Raw genomic sequence first — 15,541 nt, 5'->3', positions numbered from 1 at the left:
CTGGGCCTGGTTTGTTGTTGCCTTTTTACGACTTAACCCCAAAAATTTTTTCCAATTTCCCTTCAAAAAGTACTTGACTTTTTACCGCTGCGCTTAAGCATATGCTTGACTACCTTCCCTATTTTAGCCCAATGGACCTGCTTTTGACAAGTAAAGGGTTTCGCGGTCTGGCCAGAATTGCCTTTTGGGGAGTATAATCATTATTGTATATTTACTGTGTGGCTTTGCTGGGGGTACAGGAAAAAATTAATCTTGTGTCAAAGGCCGGGTGAACCTTGTGAACCACCTTCGCTTTGTTAAAATCAGGCAGATCTTCCCCCGCCCGGTGGTACCGGACATCCGGGTCCGGGTATTGGAGGAGATGGACAGGATCAATTTCCGGGAAATGGTCAGGCCCGGGCAGCGGGTTGCCATCACGGCGGGAAGCCGCGGCATTAAAAATATCACGACAATATTAAGCGCCCTGGTAGAAGTGGTCAGGGCGGCTAAAGCGGAGCCCTTTGTTGTCGGTGCCATGGGAAGCCACGGTGGAGGTACGGCCCAGGGGCAGAAACAGGTTCTGGCCAGCCTGGGGATCACCGGGGAAACATTGGGGTGCCCGGTATTGACCGCGGCGGAAGTGGTGGAGATAGGTGAAACCCCCCGGGGGATAAAAGCCTTCTGTGACGTGAATGCCTGGGGCGCCGACGGGATCATCGTATGCAACCGCATTAAACCCCACACCACTTTTCACGGACCTGTGGAGAGCGGCTTGATGAAGATGATGGCCGTGGGGCTGGGTAAGGTAAAAGGTGCCTCCTTTATCCACCGGGTGAGGCCGGAGGAGATAGCCAGTACGCTTATAGATATCGGTCAAGTTTTTATCCGTTCGGGTAAGGTTTGGGCCGGGGTGGGTATAGTGGAAAACAGTTACGATGATACGGCTATTATCCAGGCGGCGGCTCCAGGGGAACTTTTAGAAATGGAACAGCGATTGTTAACGGAGGCCTACCGCCTGATGCCCCGCCTGCCGGTAGACAGGCTGGACTTTTTGATTGTCAGGGAAATGGGCAAAAATATCAGCGGCACGGGTATGGATACCAATGTGATTGGGAGAACCAGGATGATCGGGGTGCCCGAGCCCCACAGCCCCTTCATTGCCCGGATTGTCGTGCTCGATTTGACCGCGGCTTCTCACGGTAATGCTACAGGGATCGGTCTGGCGGATATCACCACCAGGCGGCTGGTCGAGAAAATGGACCGCAAGACCACTTATCTTAACTGCATCACCAGCGGAAACGTTCAGCGGGCCATGCTTCCGATCGTTATGCCCGACGACCGGTCGGCCATAGAGGCGGCGCTGGCGAGCCTTACTGCAGGCGAGGCCGTTGATCATTTGCAAGGGGCCCTGATCAAGAACACCCTTGAACTGGAGTACCTGTGGGTTACCGAAAGCCTGGCCGGGGAGCTGAGCCAGAGGACGGATATTGAGGTTGTTGGACCGCCGGCTCCCCTGGTTTTTCGCGAAGGCAATCTCGTCCTTGAGGATGATCATTAATTTGATATAGAATGGTGAAAAGGAGGGGTGAAGCTTGAAAGTGACAATTAGATCAGGAACCTTATCCTGGCCCGCCTTAATTTACAACACCCCGACGGGACGCTTAATCCAGGAAGCCCTACCCATAAAGGGTAGAGCCAGCCGTTGGGGAGAGGAAATTTACTTTTCCATTCCGGTAAACGCTCCGCTGGAACGGGGAGCCTCTGATCTGGTGTCCAGGGGGGATCTTGGCTACTGGCCGGCGGGTAATGCATTTTGCATTTTTTTCGGGCCGACCCCAATCAGCGAGGGGGAAGAGATCCGGGCAGCTAGCCCGGTGAACGTCTTTGGGCGTGTCGAGGGCAACCTTGAGGACCTGCGTCAAGTGGAGGATGGCGCAGAGGTCATAATTGAAAAAAATTAGGGATTTCCCCTCGTTTTGGTTAAGCCTCAGATGGCCGTTTTATTTTTTACAGGTATTTCGCGTCTATAGGGAAGTGACTATATGAGAAAAATACAAATTGATCTGCCTGGCTCCGGCCTGGTACTGGAAGCCTGCCTGGACCTGCCGCCTGTTCCTGGTCCCTTTCCCGGGGTAGTGCTTTGTCACCCTCACCCCCTTTACGGTGGAAGCATGAATAACAACGTCATCCTCGCCGTTAGCCGGGCATTGACCAGTAATGGAATAGCCAGCCTGCGTTTCAACTTTCGCGGTGTGGGCCGCAGCCAGGGCTGCTTTGCTAACGGGATCGGGGAACAAGAAGACGCGCGGGCGGCCCTTTTATTGCTCGCAAACCGGGAGGAAATCGACCCGTCGCGGATCGGCATCATGGGTTATTCCTTCGGAGGGATGGTGGCCTTGGCAGTTGGAGAGACCAGTGATGTAGTCCGGGCCATTGCGGCCGTTTCCCCTGTTATCCCTGCCAACGTGCTTAAGCAATGCGCTAAACCGAAGTTGATTGTTACCGGGGCGGAAGATGACATAATTTCCCCTTCCTCGGTTTTAGAGGAAACTGCCGGTATGGCCGAACCAAAGATTGTTGAGCTGATTCCCGGGGTTGATCACTTCTGGTGGGGATACGAGGCGAAGGTTGGAGATATGGTGGCCGACTTTTTCGCCCGGGTTTTAGCTTTTGAACGATAAAGGGTGGTACTACTTTTTTACCAAAAATAATTTAATTTAAACTTGAACTTGATACGGGCCAGGTAATAAAGGATCGTTGACACTTTAGTTTTCGGTGGGTATAATCGTAGTAAGCTCTGGGCTTTAATAATTTATTTTATTAATTACATTGTTTTAGAAGAGAGCCCTTTGCCGGGGGAGATAGTTTTGTTGAGATGAGGTGAGACGATTTGGTTTAATGGCCGGCGCTCACTGGGGCGGCGGCTGTTAGTTTTTAAGAAAGGGGGAGATGAGCGGAGTTACAGGCGAGAGGCAAGCCGGCAAAAAGGACGTAAACTATAAATTATTTTTACATTACAGGTTGTTTACAGGGGGTATAGTTGATGCTTAAGAAGTTAATGATTTTAATAATGTGTTTGGGATTATTCCTTTTCGCTGCCGGGTGTGGACAACAAAGTAAAAGCGCACCAGAAGAGCAGAAAGGGCAGAAAGATATTCCGGTTGTAGGTATTTTACAGCTTGTATCCCACCCGGCCCTGAACCTTGATTATCAGGGCTTTGTTGACCAGATGAAGGAAGAAGGCTTTATTGACGGTAAAACCGTTAAGTTTGATTTTCAAAACGCACAGGGCGACCTCAATATGACCAAAACGATTGCCGATAAGTTCGTCGCCGATAAGGTAGATGCCATTCTGGCCATTACTACACCCAGTTCGCAGGCTGCCGCCCAGGCTACCAAGGGTACCGGTATTCCGGTGGTCTTCATTGCCGTTTCCGATCCGGTAAAAGCGGGCCTGATTAAAGCCGTCGGGGAACCGACCGGTACTAATATTACCGGTGTAGCCAGTAACGACCCGATAGTGCAGCAGATGGACCTGATTAAAGAAATGGTACCGAATATAAAACGCCTCGGTGTAATGTATAACCCCAGTGAAGACAATTCGGTTCGGAATGTAAATCTCATCAAGGAGTACGTGGCCGGCAAGGGCTGGAAAGTTATAGAAGGCACGGTCAGCAGCAGTAGCGAAGTCCAGATGGCGGCACAGTCGCTGGTAGGCCGTGTGGATGCAGTTTTTATGCCGCAGGATAACACGGTAATGTCGGCAGTGCAATCGGTTATTAAGGTATGCCGGGATAATAAGATTCCGTTCTTTACCGGTGACACCGAATCGGTAAAAGCCGGTGCCGTCGCTACCATTGGTAATGATGAATACGACTGCGGCCGCCAGGGTGCTGAATTGATGGCGCGTGTCTTGCGTGGCGAAAAAGTGGGTAGCATCCCGCCGGAAGAAATTCGCAAGCGCACCCTGTTGATTAATAAGAAGGCGGCTGACGCTATAGGTCTTGAAATTCCTCAATCCCTGCTCAATCGCGCTGACGATGTTATTAAATAAGATGTGGTTAAATAATTGGAGAGTATGTGTGCTGGCGGAAAGCAGTGAGGGCCTTGGAAAATGTTCTGATTAATGCTCTGGAGCAAGGGTTAATATACGCCTTTATGGCAATGGGAGTGCTCTTGACCTTTATAATGCTCGGGTTTCCCGACCTGACGGTCGAGGGCACCTTCCCCCTCGGGGCCGCTGTGACTGCCACGGCGGTCGTATCTGGTATTAGTCCCGTTCATGCCGTGATCCTGGGCAGTTTGGCGGGCGGTTTAGCAGGAGCGGCCACCGGTTTGATGCACACCAGGTTAAAGATCAATAACATCCTGGCCGGTATTATAACCACCAGCGCCATTTATACCATTATGCTGCGGCTTATGGGGCGGCCTAATACCCCCCTTTTGTCCTATGATAACGTTTACGGGCAAGTACTGGGATGGATCGGTATCTCCCAGAGCCAGTTGACGTCAATACAAAACCATATTGCTGTCATCCTGATTTTGTCAGTTGTAGTTCTGGTTTTAAGGCTCATAATGGGATGGTTCCTCGCTACTGACCTGGGTCTGGCCATCAGGGCCACGGGAAATAACGAACGCATGATTCGCAACCTGGGTGTTAATACAGATAATACCAAGCTGATAGCCCTCGTCATATCCAATTGTTTAGTAGCGCTTTCAGGGGCTCTGGCCTGTCAGGTGCAGGGTTTTGCCGACGTAGGAATGGGTATCGGGGTTCTGGTGGCTTCCATAGCCTCGGTAATTATCGGTGAAAGCCTTTTTGGCAGGCGCGGCGTCGGGTGGCTTTTAACCGGGGTCATTTTAGGTTCCATCTTTTATCGCGGCGTTCTAGCCCTGGCCCTGCGTTTGGGTTTCCCGGCACACGATTTCAAGCTTATTACTGCTGTGCTGGTGCTGGCCGCCTTAAGTATTCCTCTGCTAAAATACAAAAAGCGTAAAAACGGACTGCTTAACGGCAGCACAGTCTTTCGCTGGCATCAGGCCATGCTTAATCTTTTTGAGAACAAAGCCGGTGGGCGGGATGTGACAAGATGATTCGGCTGAAGGGCGCAAGTAAATATTTTTTCGCCGGCACACCTAATCAGGTTAAAGCTTTGGATAGCATAAATTTGCATATCCGGCCGGGTGATTTTGTTACTGTTATCGGTAGCAACGGTGCAGGCAAATCTACCCTGCTGAACGTCATTGCCGGTGTCATAGAAGTTGACGAGGGACGGATAGAACTGGACGGTAAGGACGTAACCGATCAGCCGGAATATCGCCGGGCGGGTTCTATAGGGTACATTGACCAGAATCCCCTTGCCAGCACGGCGGCCGATATGACCGTAGAAGAAAACCTTGCTATGGCCTTTATGCGCGGTAAGCGCCGCGGGTTATCACGGGCTGTTACCGGGCCCCGTGTGATGGCCTTCAAAGATGCCTTATCACAAATTGGTATGGGCCTGGAGAACCGCTTGAAGGTCCCGGTGGGCACTCTTTCCGGTGGCCAGCGGCAGGCCCTGGCTCTCGCTATGGCAACCGTTGTACAGCCCAAGCTGTTGCTCTTGGACGAACATACCGCTGCGCTCGACCCGAAGGCCGCCCGTTTAATAATGGATATTACAGACCGGTTAATAAGAACCAATAAACTAACAACCCTGATGGTTACGCACAATATGGAGCAAGCCTTGCGTTACGGTAACCGGCTGATAATGATGCACCGGGGGAAAATTATATTAGATGTCGGGCCGCATGAAAAGCAACGTCTCTCCGTGCCTGACCTGATCAAGAAGTTCACGCAAAGCAGTGGGGATGTATTTGATGACGACCGGGTGCTTCTGGCTCAGGTCGAATAATTAGATGAAAAGCGCAGAGGCTGGCCCGGCTCTTCAAAATGGCCCGCGAAGGCAGGATGGACCTGGTGGTTATATGCGCCCGAGGGCGAAAGTCCGAGGGACGGAAAAACGCCGGGAAGCGGCCCGACAGCCGGGGGTCCGAACCGGGAAGATGTGGGCCTCCCCCGTGTAGGGTGCCGGGCCGGCCAGACGGTGAAGGAGGTAGCCGTCGGCTCCGACATGACCTGTTGGAGCCTGCACAATGAATACTGGACACATTCATGGCCCGCTACTGCCGGGTATCGGCCCAGATATTCGCCGTTTACTTGCATCAGATTGGGGTCAGGACGGGGGTGTTCATCATCTGCGGTCGCTTTACCTTAACTGTTGCTCCGGAAGCAATCAGCAAAACCTTCCGCGTTCCCTGCAGTATTCCGTACTTTCCCAGGTACAACATTGCGCCAGGGCAGGCCGTCCCTGTGATTGTCGGAGGGGAATCTGGGCGGCTTCTCAAAGTTATGCGCTGGGGTCTTATTCCTCACTGGGCGAAAGACGCTTCAATTGGGAGTAGACTCGTCAACGCGCGGACTGAAACTGTACTTTCAAAGCCTGCTTTCAGGGACTCCTTTCGCTTCCGAAGAAGATGCCTCGTCCCTGCCGACGGTTTTTACGAGTGGAAAAGAGAGGGGAAAAGGAGCACTCCTTACAGGATAGTGCTTCCCGATAAAGAGGTGTTTGCCTTTGCCGGCCTCTGGGACAGGTGGGATTCTTCAGAAGAAAGCGTCTTTTCTTTCGCGATAATTACGACCGAGGCAAGCGAATCCATGAAGGAGATCCACAGCAGGATGCCTGTTATACTCAGCGTCGAGGAAGAATATGGGGAGTGGCTTGAGGCCGGAGATTTCAACACCTTGAGAAAACTTCTCCGCCCCTATGAGGGAAGGCTGCATATATACCCCGTTTCGAGGTTGGTCAACTCACCAAAAAACGACATGCCCGAACTCATCCTGGAAGAGGAAAATGGAGAACCGTGATACCCGGTGCTTGATTTACTTTGGACGGCGAGATTTTGCAGCACCTGTTTGCTAGAGATGATGGTCTGGCCCGGCTTTATCAACCTGGCAGATTTGCCCGGGGCACGCTTAAATCCAGTACCTCACACGGAGGAAATCCAGCGTTTCCTGCAGGTGGCCCAGGGGATTAAAGTCCCTGGAAACACAAAAAGCCACGCTGGAAGCGCAGTTGCAGGAGTTGCGCCTGAGGGAACAGAAGAACGTGGCGACATGAGAAGCCATCGCGGCATATCTCCGGGAGAATATGCGGCTTTTAAAAAGCAAAGACCCCGATACCTGCAGGTGGTTGATCGGGGAATTTGTGGAACGGGTCACGGTAACCCGCGAAAATGTGGATGTTATTTTTAAGGTGACTGTTGATTTGTATGGTGGAGGCAAGGGGACTCGAACCCCCGACCTCTAGAGTGCGATTCTAGCGCTCTCCCAGCTGAGCTATGCCCCCACGACAATTTGCATTATACCATGAAACCGCTCCGGTTACAAGGGGTTTGGATTCTGAGTCGCAGAAATTGGCGCTCTACGCCTGTGGTTAATCTTTAGGCTGGATGCGGCTGTAGATGGAGTAGGCTGCCATGGACAGCCAGCCTGCACCTATAAGTAAACCCACAGGTATAGCCCACCATGTGGAAGGATTCCTTCTTTTGTTTATATCTTGTTTGAACATTTCCACACCTCCGGGTTTATTATTTCCTGGGCGTGTGTATTTGAAACAAAGCCCTACCCGGCGAGGGTAGGGATGTATTTTCATGAAACCTTTTGCATGGCTTCCTGTCTTTGCTTTTTATTGTATTGCTCCTCGGCATAATCGGTTGAAATGAGGTAAAGGTTTACCCACAATTCATGTTCATTGTTCTTGCCATCCAGCTCTTTAGCCAGGTCTTTAAATTTTTTTTCTACGCGGTCTTTAAAGGCAGAAAACTCCACCAGCAAATCTACCACTTCCCGGTGACTGTAAGAAGCACCGTCCCGCAGTGTTTTCACTAAGATTTCCCCCCCAAAATCATTTCTTATACCCATTATACATTTTTAGGAAAATTTGTTAAGGGGCAGACGGTGTCTAAAAGATCCTACTTTTGTAGTAAAAAACAACAACGGGGTCCTTTTTAAGGACCCCGTTGGCAAAAAACCGTCAATTTTATACGTTTGATAGGACCCCGGTATAGTTTGGCGAGTAGTTACCCTGCTCGTAAATGCTACCTTGGAATCCGCCGCCCTGTAAGCCGGACTGTTGGAAGCCACCGTACTGTCCTGCGGTACCAAACTGCTGTCCGGTCTGGTAACCACCGAATTGTCCGGTAGTGCCCTGGGTGGCATATCCAGAGACATTGCCGAAAGTAGTGGGCTGTGTTGCGTACTGGCTAATGTTATAACCCCCAGTGCCGGTAGTTCCAAAGCGGGCGGTGCCAAATTGTTCGCCAGCCTGGCCGTACTGGCCGGTGAAGGGTTGATAACCCTGGGCATACCCGCCAAATCCTGTCTGTCCCACACCGTATTGCGCGGCGTAGCCGCCTGCGGTTTGTCCGAATTGACCCTGGGTCTGAACTGTGGAGCTGATTTGTTGGGCCATACTGCTCAGGCTATTCAGATCCTGTTGCATCTGGCCGGCTAGAAAGGTGAGGCGCTGTAACTGCTGTTGCTGGAGTTGGTTGCAAAGCTGGCTGATAGAGCTTGCTTCATCCCTTAATCTTTGGATTTGCTGCTGCATTTGAACGATCTGGTGCATTTGATACTCCCCCTCAAAATAATTGTGCTTTTCAGCCATAGTATGGTTGCCAAATTCCAGCTTTATAACTGGTATATTTTAGGTATTGTAAAGTTTTGAGTTATTTACCTATTTGTACATTACCTAGATAAGGTATCCCCTGGGGACGTATAATTACTCCTTGAACATTATCAGCCATAACCAGGGTGTATAAACTATGGTGGAGAAATACCATGGGTACATCCTCCCGGATATGCTGGAGAACATCCCGGTAGATCTGTGCCCGACGGCTGCTGTCCAGTGTTTGTTGAGCGGTGATGAGCAGCGTATCTACCTGGGGGTTACGGTAACGGGTGGTATTTAGACCGCAGGCAATTTGTTCTGAGGAAAAAAGGGTATAAAGGAAATTGTCCGGATCAGCGTTATCGCTCGTCCAACCGTAAATAAAGGCGTCTCCTTCCTGGCGGAAAAGTGCTTTTTTAAATTCGTCCCAGGGGTAAACCTTAATGGAACAGGAAAAACCGGCCCTTTCCAGTTGTTCGGCCAGGGCCCGGCCCAGCCTTTCTCCCCCTGCGGGGTTATAGGGACGGGGATTGGCATAGGCCAGAAGGGTAATTTGCAATCCAGGGGTGTAGCCGGCGGCAATTAATTCCCGGCGGGCCCTTTCGGGTTGTGGTCGCAATGGTTCGGGAGTTTGTTCATAACCCAGGGTTCCAGGGGGTAAGGGGCCTCTGGCCATGATTGTTTGCCCGGGGAATAATAGTTCCGCCAGTGCCTGAGGGTCACAGGCCTGCCGGGCAACCCGGCGCAGCGCTACGTCACGAAATGGCCCCTTATTGGTATAAAAGCCCAGGTAGCTGATATCAAGACCTGGTGTGTTGATCATCCGGAACCCCTTATCTTTTAAAGCCGTCACTTCTTGCGGAGGAATACCTTCACTGATCTGGGCGCTTCCAGATAAAAGGAGTTTTATTCTCATGTTCGGGTCGGGAACAGTGCGGAAGATTACTCCTGGTGTGGACGGCTTAACTCCCCAATAACGGGGGTTGGCCACAAGAGTGATTTCGTTATTCTGTTTCCACTGTTGAAAGATAAAAGGACCTGTCCCGGCAGGGTGTTTCCAGAATTCCTCTTTGTACTGTTGTACCGCCCGGGGACTGACTATCGGGGCGGCCACGGGCATGGCCAGGTTATAAAGAAAAGGAGCGTAAGGGTATTTTAAATTAAAGCGTACAGTTAACGAGTCTATTACTTCTACCGATTGGACCATCCCGTAAGTAAAAGTGGCGTAGGTATAGCAATTTTGTTGATTAAGCAGTCTCTCGACATTAAACTTTACCGCCTCAGCATTAAAAGGAGTGCCGTCATGAAAGGTTACGTTGGGCCGGAGATAGAAAGTCCACTGCCGCCCATCCCGGGAAACTTCCCAGCGGGTGGCCAGGCAGGGTTCTACTCCCGTACCTGTCCTGAACCGTACCAATCCCTCGTAGATATTGGCCAGTACGCGGGCGGAAGCCAGGTCGTCTGCCCGCGCCGGGTCCAGGGTACGGGCTTCTGTTTCCTGCAGGTAAACTATAAAGTCCTGTCTTTCCTTTAACCAGGATGTGGGTACGACCGTTATCAATCCCTTTATGTAAAAAAAACACAAACACAAAAAGAGGGTCAGGAAAAAAATAAGCCGTTTGAGCATAACTTTTCCCCCCAAATACCAAGAGTTTACTGCGAAAGGGAAGCAATGTATAATTCTGCTTGTAATGTAAAAATCCTCTAATAAATAATCGTTAAACTCTGTCGTTTTCTTTTTCCTGAGGAGGAAAGAGGCGGTCGTTGTCGAAATTACTGGCTGTTACTTTTTTACAAGGAGAAGTGTTGACTTTAGCAGGGGGAAGGGATATTGTGATGGGCATACGTTTCGGGCCGGCGGGAAATCCGCCGTCCTTTCAGGCCCAGGGGTATAAAAGTTCCCTGGACATGCCTGCATGGTTAAGGGTGCAGGGTCTTAATGCCTACGAATATCAGTGTGTGCGGGGAGTGCATATCGGAGAAACTACGGCCCGGAAACTTGGAGAAGTGGCCCGGGAAAACGGGGTTTTCTTAAGCATTCATGCCCCCTATTACATCACTTTAGGAACTACCGACCCTGTTTTCAGGGAAAAAACAAAGATGCATTTGCTCAAATCCATGCAGGCCGCCCAGTGGATGGGGGCTTCACCGGTGGTCTTTCACCCGGGTACGGGAGGAGGAAATGACCGGGCCGGCGCCATGGCCAGGGCCAGGGAGCTACTGCTGGAGATCCTGGCGGTTGCAGAGGACATGGGATTGGGGGATATCCGGGTGGCGCCGGAAACGGCAGGTAAACCGGCACAAATTGGCAACCTGGAGGAGGTGCTGGAATTGTGTACCCTGGACCCCCGGGTGGTGCCAGCCGTAGACTTTGCCCATTTACATGCGGCCAGCCAGGGGGCATTGAAAACGGTGGAGGATTTTGCGGCTGTCTTGGATCTGGTTGAAAGCCGGTTGGGCAAAGAGGCGGTTCAGAAACTGCATATTCATTTCAGTCCCATTGAATTTACCAAAGCGGGGGAAAAGAGACACCGCACCACATTGGATGATGGTTATGGTCCCCATTTCAGCCTTCTGGCCCGGCTGATCGTGGAAAGAAACCTCACCCCCACCATTATCTGCGAATCCTATGATCGCCAGGTGGAAGACGCCCTCGTCTTTAAAGCACTTTACGAGCAGATAAAAGAAAAGGCAGGGGGTTGATTTCCCCTGCCTTTGGGAATCTAGTGGGTTTCTACGTCCTGGCCGCCAAACTGGCGCAAAACCGCGGCTGCATCATTGGCTTTGTTATCATCGCACCGCACGGAAACCAGGATGTTGCCTTGTTTGACCTTTTCTTCGTAGTAGCGTCCCCGTTCTGCCGGGATGCCCCAGTCGATCAATCCTCCGGCAATCCCCCCGGTAGCAGCGCCGGAGAGCAATCCCGCAATGGGGCCGGCGGCTACTATTGGTCCAATGCCGGGGATAGCTAGGGCTCCGGCACCGGCCACCAGGCCGGCCAGGCCACCCAGCACCCCTCCGGTAGCGGTCCCATCAGCAACCGGGTCACCGCCCATCATTGGCCCGGCGTCGGCGCGGCGTCCCCCGCGGGCTACATCCTCTTTGGCCACCACGGAAATTTCGCGGTCAAAACCTCTGGAACGCAGCTCCGCAACCGCCCTTTCCGCCGATTCCCGCGCACTAAAAGTTCCCAGCACTGTTTTGGCCATGCTGTAACCTCCTCAAAAATAGTTTAACCTCATTACATCTTTTAGAATTTCTTCTGTTTTACTTTTCTATGCCAGGAAAATTATGGTATCGTCCAGAGCAAAACCCAGCAGGCCGGCGACCAGGGCCAGGTCGGTGCCGTGGCCGCGGCCGGTGCTGGCAAAGGAATTATGCAAAGGAATTATACAGAATAATTTTTGCCCGGCGCGGTTCTTCGCCCAGGATATTTCTGGTCAGGTTACCCAGCCTTACGACCCCGGCCGTATGGGAACCGGACGGGCTGATCATGACCGGCCCGATAATTTCGAAAATGTCCAAGACTTAACCCATCCCTTCACTGAAGTTGGACGCGGTAGCAGTGCTGTTCCAGTAGTTCCCGGATGGTCTGTACATGATCCGCATCTGCCGTTTCCAGTTCCAGTTCCACTCGAGCTGAACCCAGGGGTACGTCCAGAGTTTCCCGGCTGTGGGTGACTGACAGCACGTTGGCTCCTGTGCCGGCAATTAACTGCAGCAGTCGCCACAGCGTTCCGGGCTGGTCTGGGATGACTGTATTCAGGAAAATCTTGCGGCCGTTCTTCACCAGACCTTTGTCGATGGTGCGTGATAGAAGATTTACGTCAATATTTCCACCGCTTATAACGGCCACCATTTTACGGTTTTTATAGCGGTAAAGTCGGTTTAAAACAGCCGCTACCGGTGCGGCTCCCGCTCCTTCAGCCACGGCCTTCGCCCTTTCCAGCAGGAGCAGGATGGCGCTGGCTATTTCGTCTTCATCAACGGTAACCACTTCGTCTACGTAACGCTGTACGATTTCAAAAGTAAGGTCCCCCGGTGTTTTAACGGCTATGCCGTCGGCGATAGTGGGTGTTCCGTCCACCGTGAGCAACCGGCCCCGGGCCAACGATTCGGCCATGGAAGGCATGTTTTTGGCCTGTACGCCAATTACATGCACATCGGGTTTTAGGCTTTTCATGGCGATGGCAATTCCCGAGATCAATCCGCCTCCACCGATGGGCACCACCACCACTTCCACATCGGGTAAATCCGCTAAAATTTCCAGGGCAATAGTACCCTGGCCGGCGATCACCTGCGGGTCGTTAAAAGGGTGGATGAAGGTGGCCTTTGTTTTTTCCTGGATGCGTTTAGCCTCCTCATATGCTTCATCATAAACATCGCCGTGAAGAACCACCTCCGCCCCGTACTGGCGGGTGGACGTTACTTTGGACAGGGGGGCGTGCTTGGGCATGACGATGGTGGAACGGATGCCGTAAATGGTTGCCGCCAGGGCTACTCCCTGGGCGTGGTTGCCGGCGGAAGAGGCAACAACACCCTTTTTCTTTTCTTCCTCACTCAAACTGGCTATTTTGTTATAGGCCCCTCGCAGCTTGAAAGAGCCGGTACGCTGCAGGTTTTCCATTTTTAAGTAAACGTGATTACCGGTCATTTCACTTAAAGTGGTGTTATATACCAGACCGGTCTTATAGACCACGCTGTTTAAAGTTTCACCGGCTTTTTTTATATCTTCAAGGGAGATCATCATTCTTACCCTCTATACATGAATTTAACGGCAGGCGATGATCTCTACTTCCACCAGCGCCCCTTTGGGCAGGATGGCCACCGCTACGCAGGAACGGGCCGGAGGGAGTTCGCTGAAATACTGACCGCAGGTTCGATTTACGGTGGCAAAGTCGTCTATGTTGGTGATAAAAACGGTAGTTTTAACCACGTGGTCGAATTCCATTCCTGCGGCGGACAGGATCTGTTTTATGTTTTCCATTACCTGTTTTGTCTGGGCTTCAATTCCACCTGGTACCAGCTCACCCGTCTGAGGGTTGATGCCAATCTGGCCGGAAACAAAGAGGAAGCCACCCACCTTCATAGCCTGAGAATAAGGCCCGATGGGCTGGGGCGCTTTGTTGGTCTTAATTACTTCCCTCATTTTTCGTCTCTCCTTAATCTGCTCTTTATTAAGGTACAGGGGAAACTTTTCCACCAGGATGTTTGCGGCCCGCTCAGCAAGCTGTTTAAGTTTTTTTGGTTGTGTTATTTTTGCACCGGCTCATTGGATTTCACCTCCTTATGGCGGGATTTCCGGGCTCGATGTACTTGCGAATAGTCTCGGCGCCAACATTTCCGGCGGTACCGATATAGTAGCCCCTGCTCCACAACCCGCTGCCCCAAAAGTATTTCTTTTTGATACCGGGGAAAGCTGCAAATATCCTGTTGGCAGTAATGCTTTTGATCTTCTTGACAATATCTGTAGGAGCTGCTGTAGGTGGAGCCGACAGGAAAATGTGCAGGTGATCCGGCATGGCTTCCATCCGGAGAAGAGTGTAGCCGTATGGGTCACAGATTTCCTGGACCGTCCACTTTAGAGTGTCTTCCACTTTGCCATTGAATACTTTATGCCGGTATTGGTATTTTGGGCAAAACACGATATGGTAATTGATGTTGTAAACGCAATGGCTTATTTTTCCTTTCATAGGTTTGATTATGGTTTTAAGGGGCAATTTTTATAAATTTTGGAGGGAAACCGAAAACCCCACCGCGAGCCAATTGCGATGTTCGGAAGTAGAGATGAATAGGCCGTTTTAGGGCAGTGGCAAAAATATTTTACCCCGGCACGGATCAGGATTTATGCGGGTTGCGGGCATGGGCAGGGAGCGTTTTAGCAAAATTGACCCCAAAGAAGAAAAACGAAGGAATAGCGAAAAAGGGGAAGAAATAAGAAGGGAACCCTCCTTTTCTGGCGAAATCTTTTTTATATCCCCAAAAAAAGAACCAGAGGAGGTTTCCCTTATGGCTATTATACCACAACAACGACTTTTTGGGTGGCGGGAAATTGACGAACTGGGAGATTTGGAACGCCTGGTCCTGGTTCTCGAATATCTACCCGACGAGGAACTCATGCAAAAGCTGGAGCGAGAACGCGGGCACGGCCGGAACGATTACCCGGTACGGGCGGTCTGGAACTCAATCCTGGCCGGGGTCGTATTTCAGCACACCTCTGTTGAGAGCCTGCGGCGGGAACTTAAGCGGAATGCCCAGTTGCGGGAACTATGTGGATTTGATCCGGTTCTGGGGGAGGATGCCGTTCCACCTTCTTATGTGTACAGCCGCATGTTAGTAAAGCTGATGCAGAACGCCGATGAAGTGGAAAAAATATTTACGCGGCTGGTGGATGAAATAAGTACACTGTTGCCGGATTTCGGGCGGGTGCTGGCCCTGGACAGTAAAGCCATTCACAGTCTGGCCCGGGGCAAAAAGCGGGATGAAGAAGAAAAGGTCCCGAAGCCTGATGGGCGCCGCGACACCGATGCCGACTTTGGCAAAAAAACGTACCGTGGGCGCAGAAAAGACGGTACCCTGTGGGAAAAAGTAGTTTCCTGGTTTGGCTACAAGCTTCATCTCATAGTTGATGCTGTATATGAGCTACCCGTAGGCTTTACGGTGACAAGAGCATCAGCCAGTGACGTGAAAGAGGGGCATAAACTGATTGAACGGGTGGCCGAACAAAATCCGGAGATTATAGAACGCTGTGAGACATTAGTGGCGGATAAAGGCTATGATGACAGCAAACTAATCCACCGCAAAAACTATTTATTTTTTTTTGTCTTCTGTTATAATATAACTTGTTGTTC

17 protein-coding genes, 1 tRNA gene and 2 pseudogenes are annotated in these 15,541 nt (G+C 51.3%); 10 read left to right on the top strand and 10 right to left on the bottom strand.

From position 1 onward, the window contains the following. The first annotated feature begins 277 nt into the window (after positions 1–277). The 7 genes from J2Z49_RS12205 to J2Z49_RS12175 all read left to right on the top strand — a co-directional run bounded on the left by J2Z49_RS12205 (position 278) and on the right by J2Z49_RS12175 (position 6,886). Positions 278–1,537 (top strand): nickel pincer cofactor-dependent isomerase, group 22, encoded by a 1,260-nt coding sequence (locus J2Z49_RS12205; protein ID WP_307403225.1) that lies wholly within the window; start codon positions 278–280, stop codon positions 1,535–1,537. 40 nt (positions 1,538–1,577) lie between these two features. Further along, positions 1,578–1,940 (top strand): cyclophilin-like fold protein, encoded by a 363-nt coding sequence (locus J2Z49_RS12200; RefSeq protein WP_307403228.1) that lies wholly within the window; start codon positions 1,578–1,580, stop codon positions 1,938–1,940. A gap of 81 nt (positions 1,941–2,021) precedes the next feature. After that, positions 2,022–2,660 (top strand): alpha/beta hydrolase, encoded by a 639-nt coding sequence (locus J2Z49_RS12195; protein WP_307403224.1) that lies wholly within the window; start codon positions 2,022–2,024, stop codon positions 2,658–2,660. A 362-nt stretch (positions 2,661–3,022) separates the two neighbouring features. After that, positions 3,023–4,033, top strand: coding sequence for an ABC transporter substrate-binding protein (locus J2Z49_RS12190; protein WP_307403223.1), 1,011 nt, complete (start codon positions 3,023–3,025; stop codon positions 4,031–4,033). 53 nt (positions 4,034–4,086) lie between these two features. Beyond that, complete coding sequence (locus tag J2Z49_RS12185) at positions 4,087–5,073, top strand: ABC transporter permease (protein WP_307403222.1); 987 nt, start codon at positions 4,087–4,089, stop codon at positions 5,071–5,073. A 59-nt stretch (positions 5,074–5,132) separates the two neighbouring features. Continuing rightward, entirely contained in the window at positions 5,133–5,873 is a 741-nt protein-coding gene (locus J2Z49_RS12180; protein ID WP_456151688.1) for an ABC transporter ATP-binding protein, read from the top strand. Positions 5,874–6,133: 260 nt separating this feature from the next. Further along, positions 6,134–6,886: an SOS response-associated peptidase gene (locus J2Z49_RS12175; RefSeq protein ID WP_307403220.1), complete on the top strand. Its 753-nt coding sequence runs from the start codon at positions 6,134–6,136 to the stop codon at positions 6,884–6,886. A 108-nt stretch (positions 6,887–6,994) separates the two neighbouring features. On the opposite strand, the gene J2Z49_RS12170 is transcribed toward J2Z49_RS12175, so the two are convergent. After that, complete coding sequence (locus J2Z49_RS12170) at positions 6,995–7,147, bottom strand: hypothetical protein (RefSeq protein ID WP_307403219.1); 153 nt, start codon at positions 7,145–7,147, stop codon at positions 6,995–6,997. A 22-nt stretch (positions 7,148–7,169) separates the two neighbouring features. Between J2Z49_RS12170 and J2Z49_RS12165 the strand changes: the two genes are divergently transcribed. Beyond that, on the top strand, positions 7,170–7,328 hold the full coding sequence (locus J2Z49_RS12165; RefSeq protein WP_307403218.1) for a hypothetical protein: 159 nt from the start codon (positions 7,170–7,172) through the stop codon (positions 7,326–7,328). Here the strand turns inward: J2Z49_RS12165 and J2Z49_RS12160 are convergent. The 4 genes from J2Z49_RS12160 to J2Z49_RS12145 form a co-directional block, all read right to left on the bottom strand. Continuing rightward, positions 7,292–7,367 (bottom strand) — tRNA-Ala (locus tag J2Z49_RS12160). The two genes, J2Z49_RS12165 and J2Z49_RS12160, sit on opposite strands and share 37 nt — an antisense overlap. A 302-nt stretch (positions 7,368–7,669) precedes the next feature. Beyond that, positions 7,670–7,942: a hypothetical protein gene (locus J2Z49_RS12155; protein WP_307403217.1), complete on the bottom strand. Its 273-nt coding sequence runs from the start codon at positions 7,940–7,942 to the stop codon at positions 7,670–7,672. Positions 7,943–8,060: 118 nt separating this feature from the next. Continuing rightward, positions 8,061–8,687, bottom strand: a complete 627-nt coding sequence (locus J2Z49_RS12150; protein WP_307403216.1) for a hypothetical protein — start codon at positions 8,685–8,687, stop codon at positions 8,061–8,063. Between the two features lie 61 nt (positions 8,688–8,748). After that, a complete protein-coding gene (locus J2Z49_RS12145; protein WP_307403215.1) occupies positions 8,749–10,317 on the bottom strand; it encodes an ABC transporter substrate-binding protein in 1,569 nt (522 codons plus the stop codon). A gap of 209 nt (positions 10,318–10,526) precedes the next feature. Here J2Z49_RS12145 and J2Z49_RS12140 point away from each other — a divergent pair, with 209 nt between their 5' ends. Next, the gene (locus J2Z49_RS12140) at positions 10,527–11,393 is read left to right on the top strand and encodes a TIM barrel protein (RefSeq protein ID WP_307403227.1); all 867 of its coding nucleotides are present in this window, start codon (positions 10,527–10,529) and stop codon (positions 11,391–11,393) included. Between the two features lie 20 nt (positions 11,394–11,413). Here the strand turns inward: J2Z49_RS12140 and J2Z49_RS12135 are convergent, their stop codons facing one another. The 5 genes and pseudogenes from J2Z49_RS12135 to tnpA form a co-directional block, all read right to left on the bottom strand. Continuing rightward, positions 11,414–11,899, bottom strand: a complete 486-nt coding sequence (locus J2Z49_RS12135) for a hypothetical protein (protein ID WP_307403214.1) — start codon at positions 11,897–11,899, stop codon at positions 11,414–11,416. 87 nt (positions 11,900–11,986) lie between these two features. Then, positions 11,987–12,185, bottom strand: a pseudogene (locus tag J2Z49_RS12130) (serine dehydratase beta chain); the annotation flags it as partial. Between the two features lie 46 nt (positions 12,186–12,231). Continuing rightward, positions 12,232–13,440, bottom strand: a complete 1,209-nt coding sequence (gene ilvA / locus J2Z49_RS12125; protein WP_307403213.1) for a threonine ammonia-lyase — start codon at positions 13,438–13,440, stop codon at positions 12,232–12,234. 21 nt (positions 13,441–13,461) lie between these two features. Further along, on the bottom strand, positions 13,462–13,839 hold the full coding sequence (locus J2Z49_RS12120) for a RidA family protein (protein ID WP_307403212.1): 378 nt from the start codon (positions 13,837–13,839) through the stop codon (positions 13,462–13,464). 130 nt (positions 13,840–13,969) lie between these two features. Next, positions 13,970–14,383: an IS200/IS605 family transposase gene (gene tnpA / locus J2Z49_RS12115; RefSeq protein ID WP_307403211.1), complete on the bottom strand. Its 414-nt coding sequence runs from the start codon at positions 14,381–14,383 to the stop codon at positions 13,970–13,972. Between the two features lie 154 nt (positions 14,384–14,537). On the opposite strand from tnpA, the pseudogene J2Z49_RS12110 reads away from it, so the two are divergent. Beyond that, positions 14,538–15,479, top strand: a pseudogene (locus J2Z49_RS12110) (transposase); the annotation flags it as partial. Between the last annotated feature and the right edge of the window lie 62 nt (positions 15,480–15,541).

The organism is Desulfofundulus luciae, from assembly GCF_030813795.1.
GTDB classification, from domain to species: Bacteria; Bacillota; Desulfotomaculia; order Desulfotomaculales; family Desulfovirgulaceae; genus Desulfofundulus; species Desulfofundulus luciae.
This window is presented reverse-complemented; position numbering and strand designations above follow the sequence as displayed.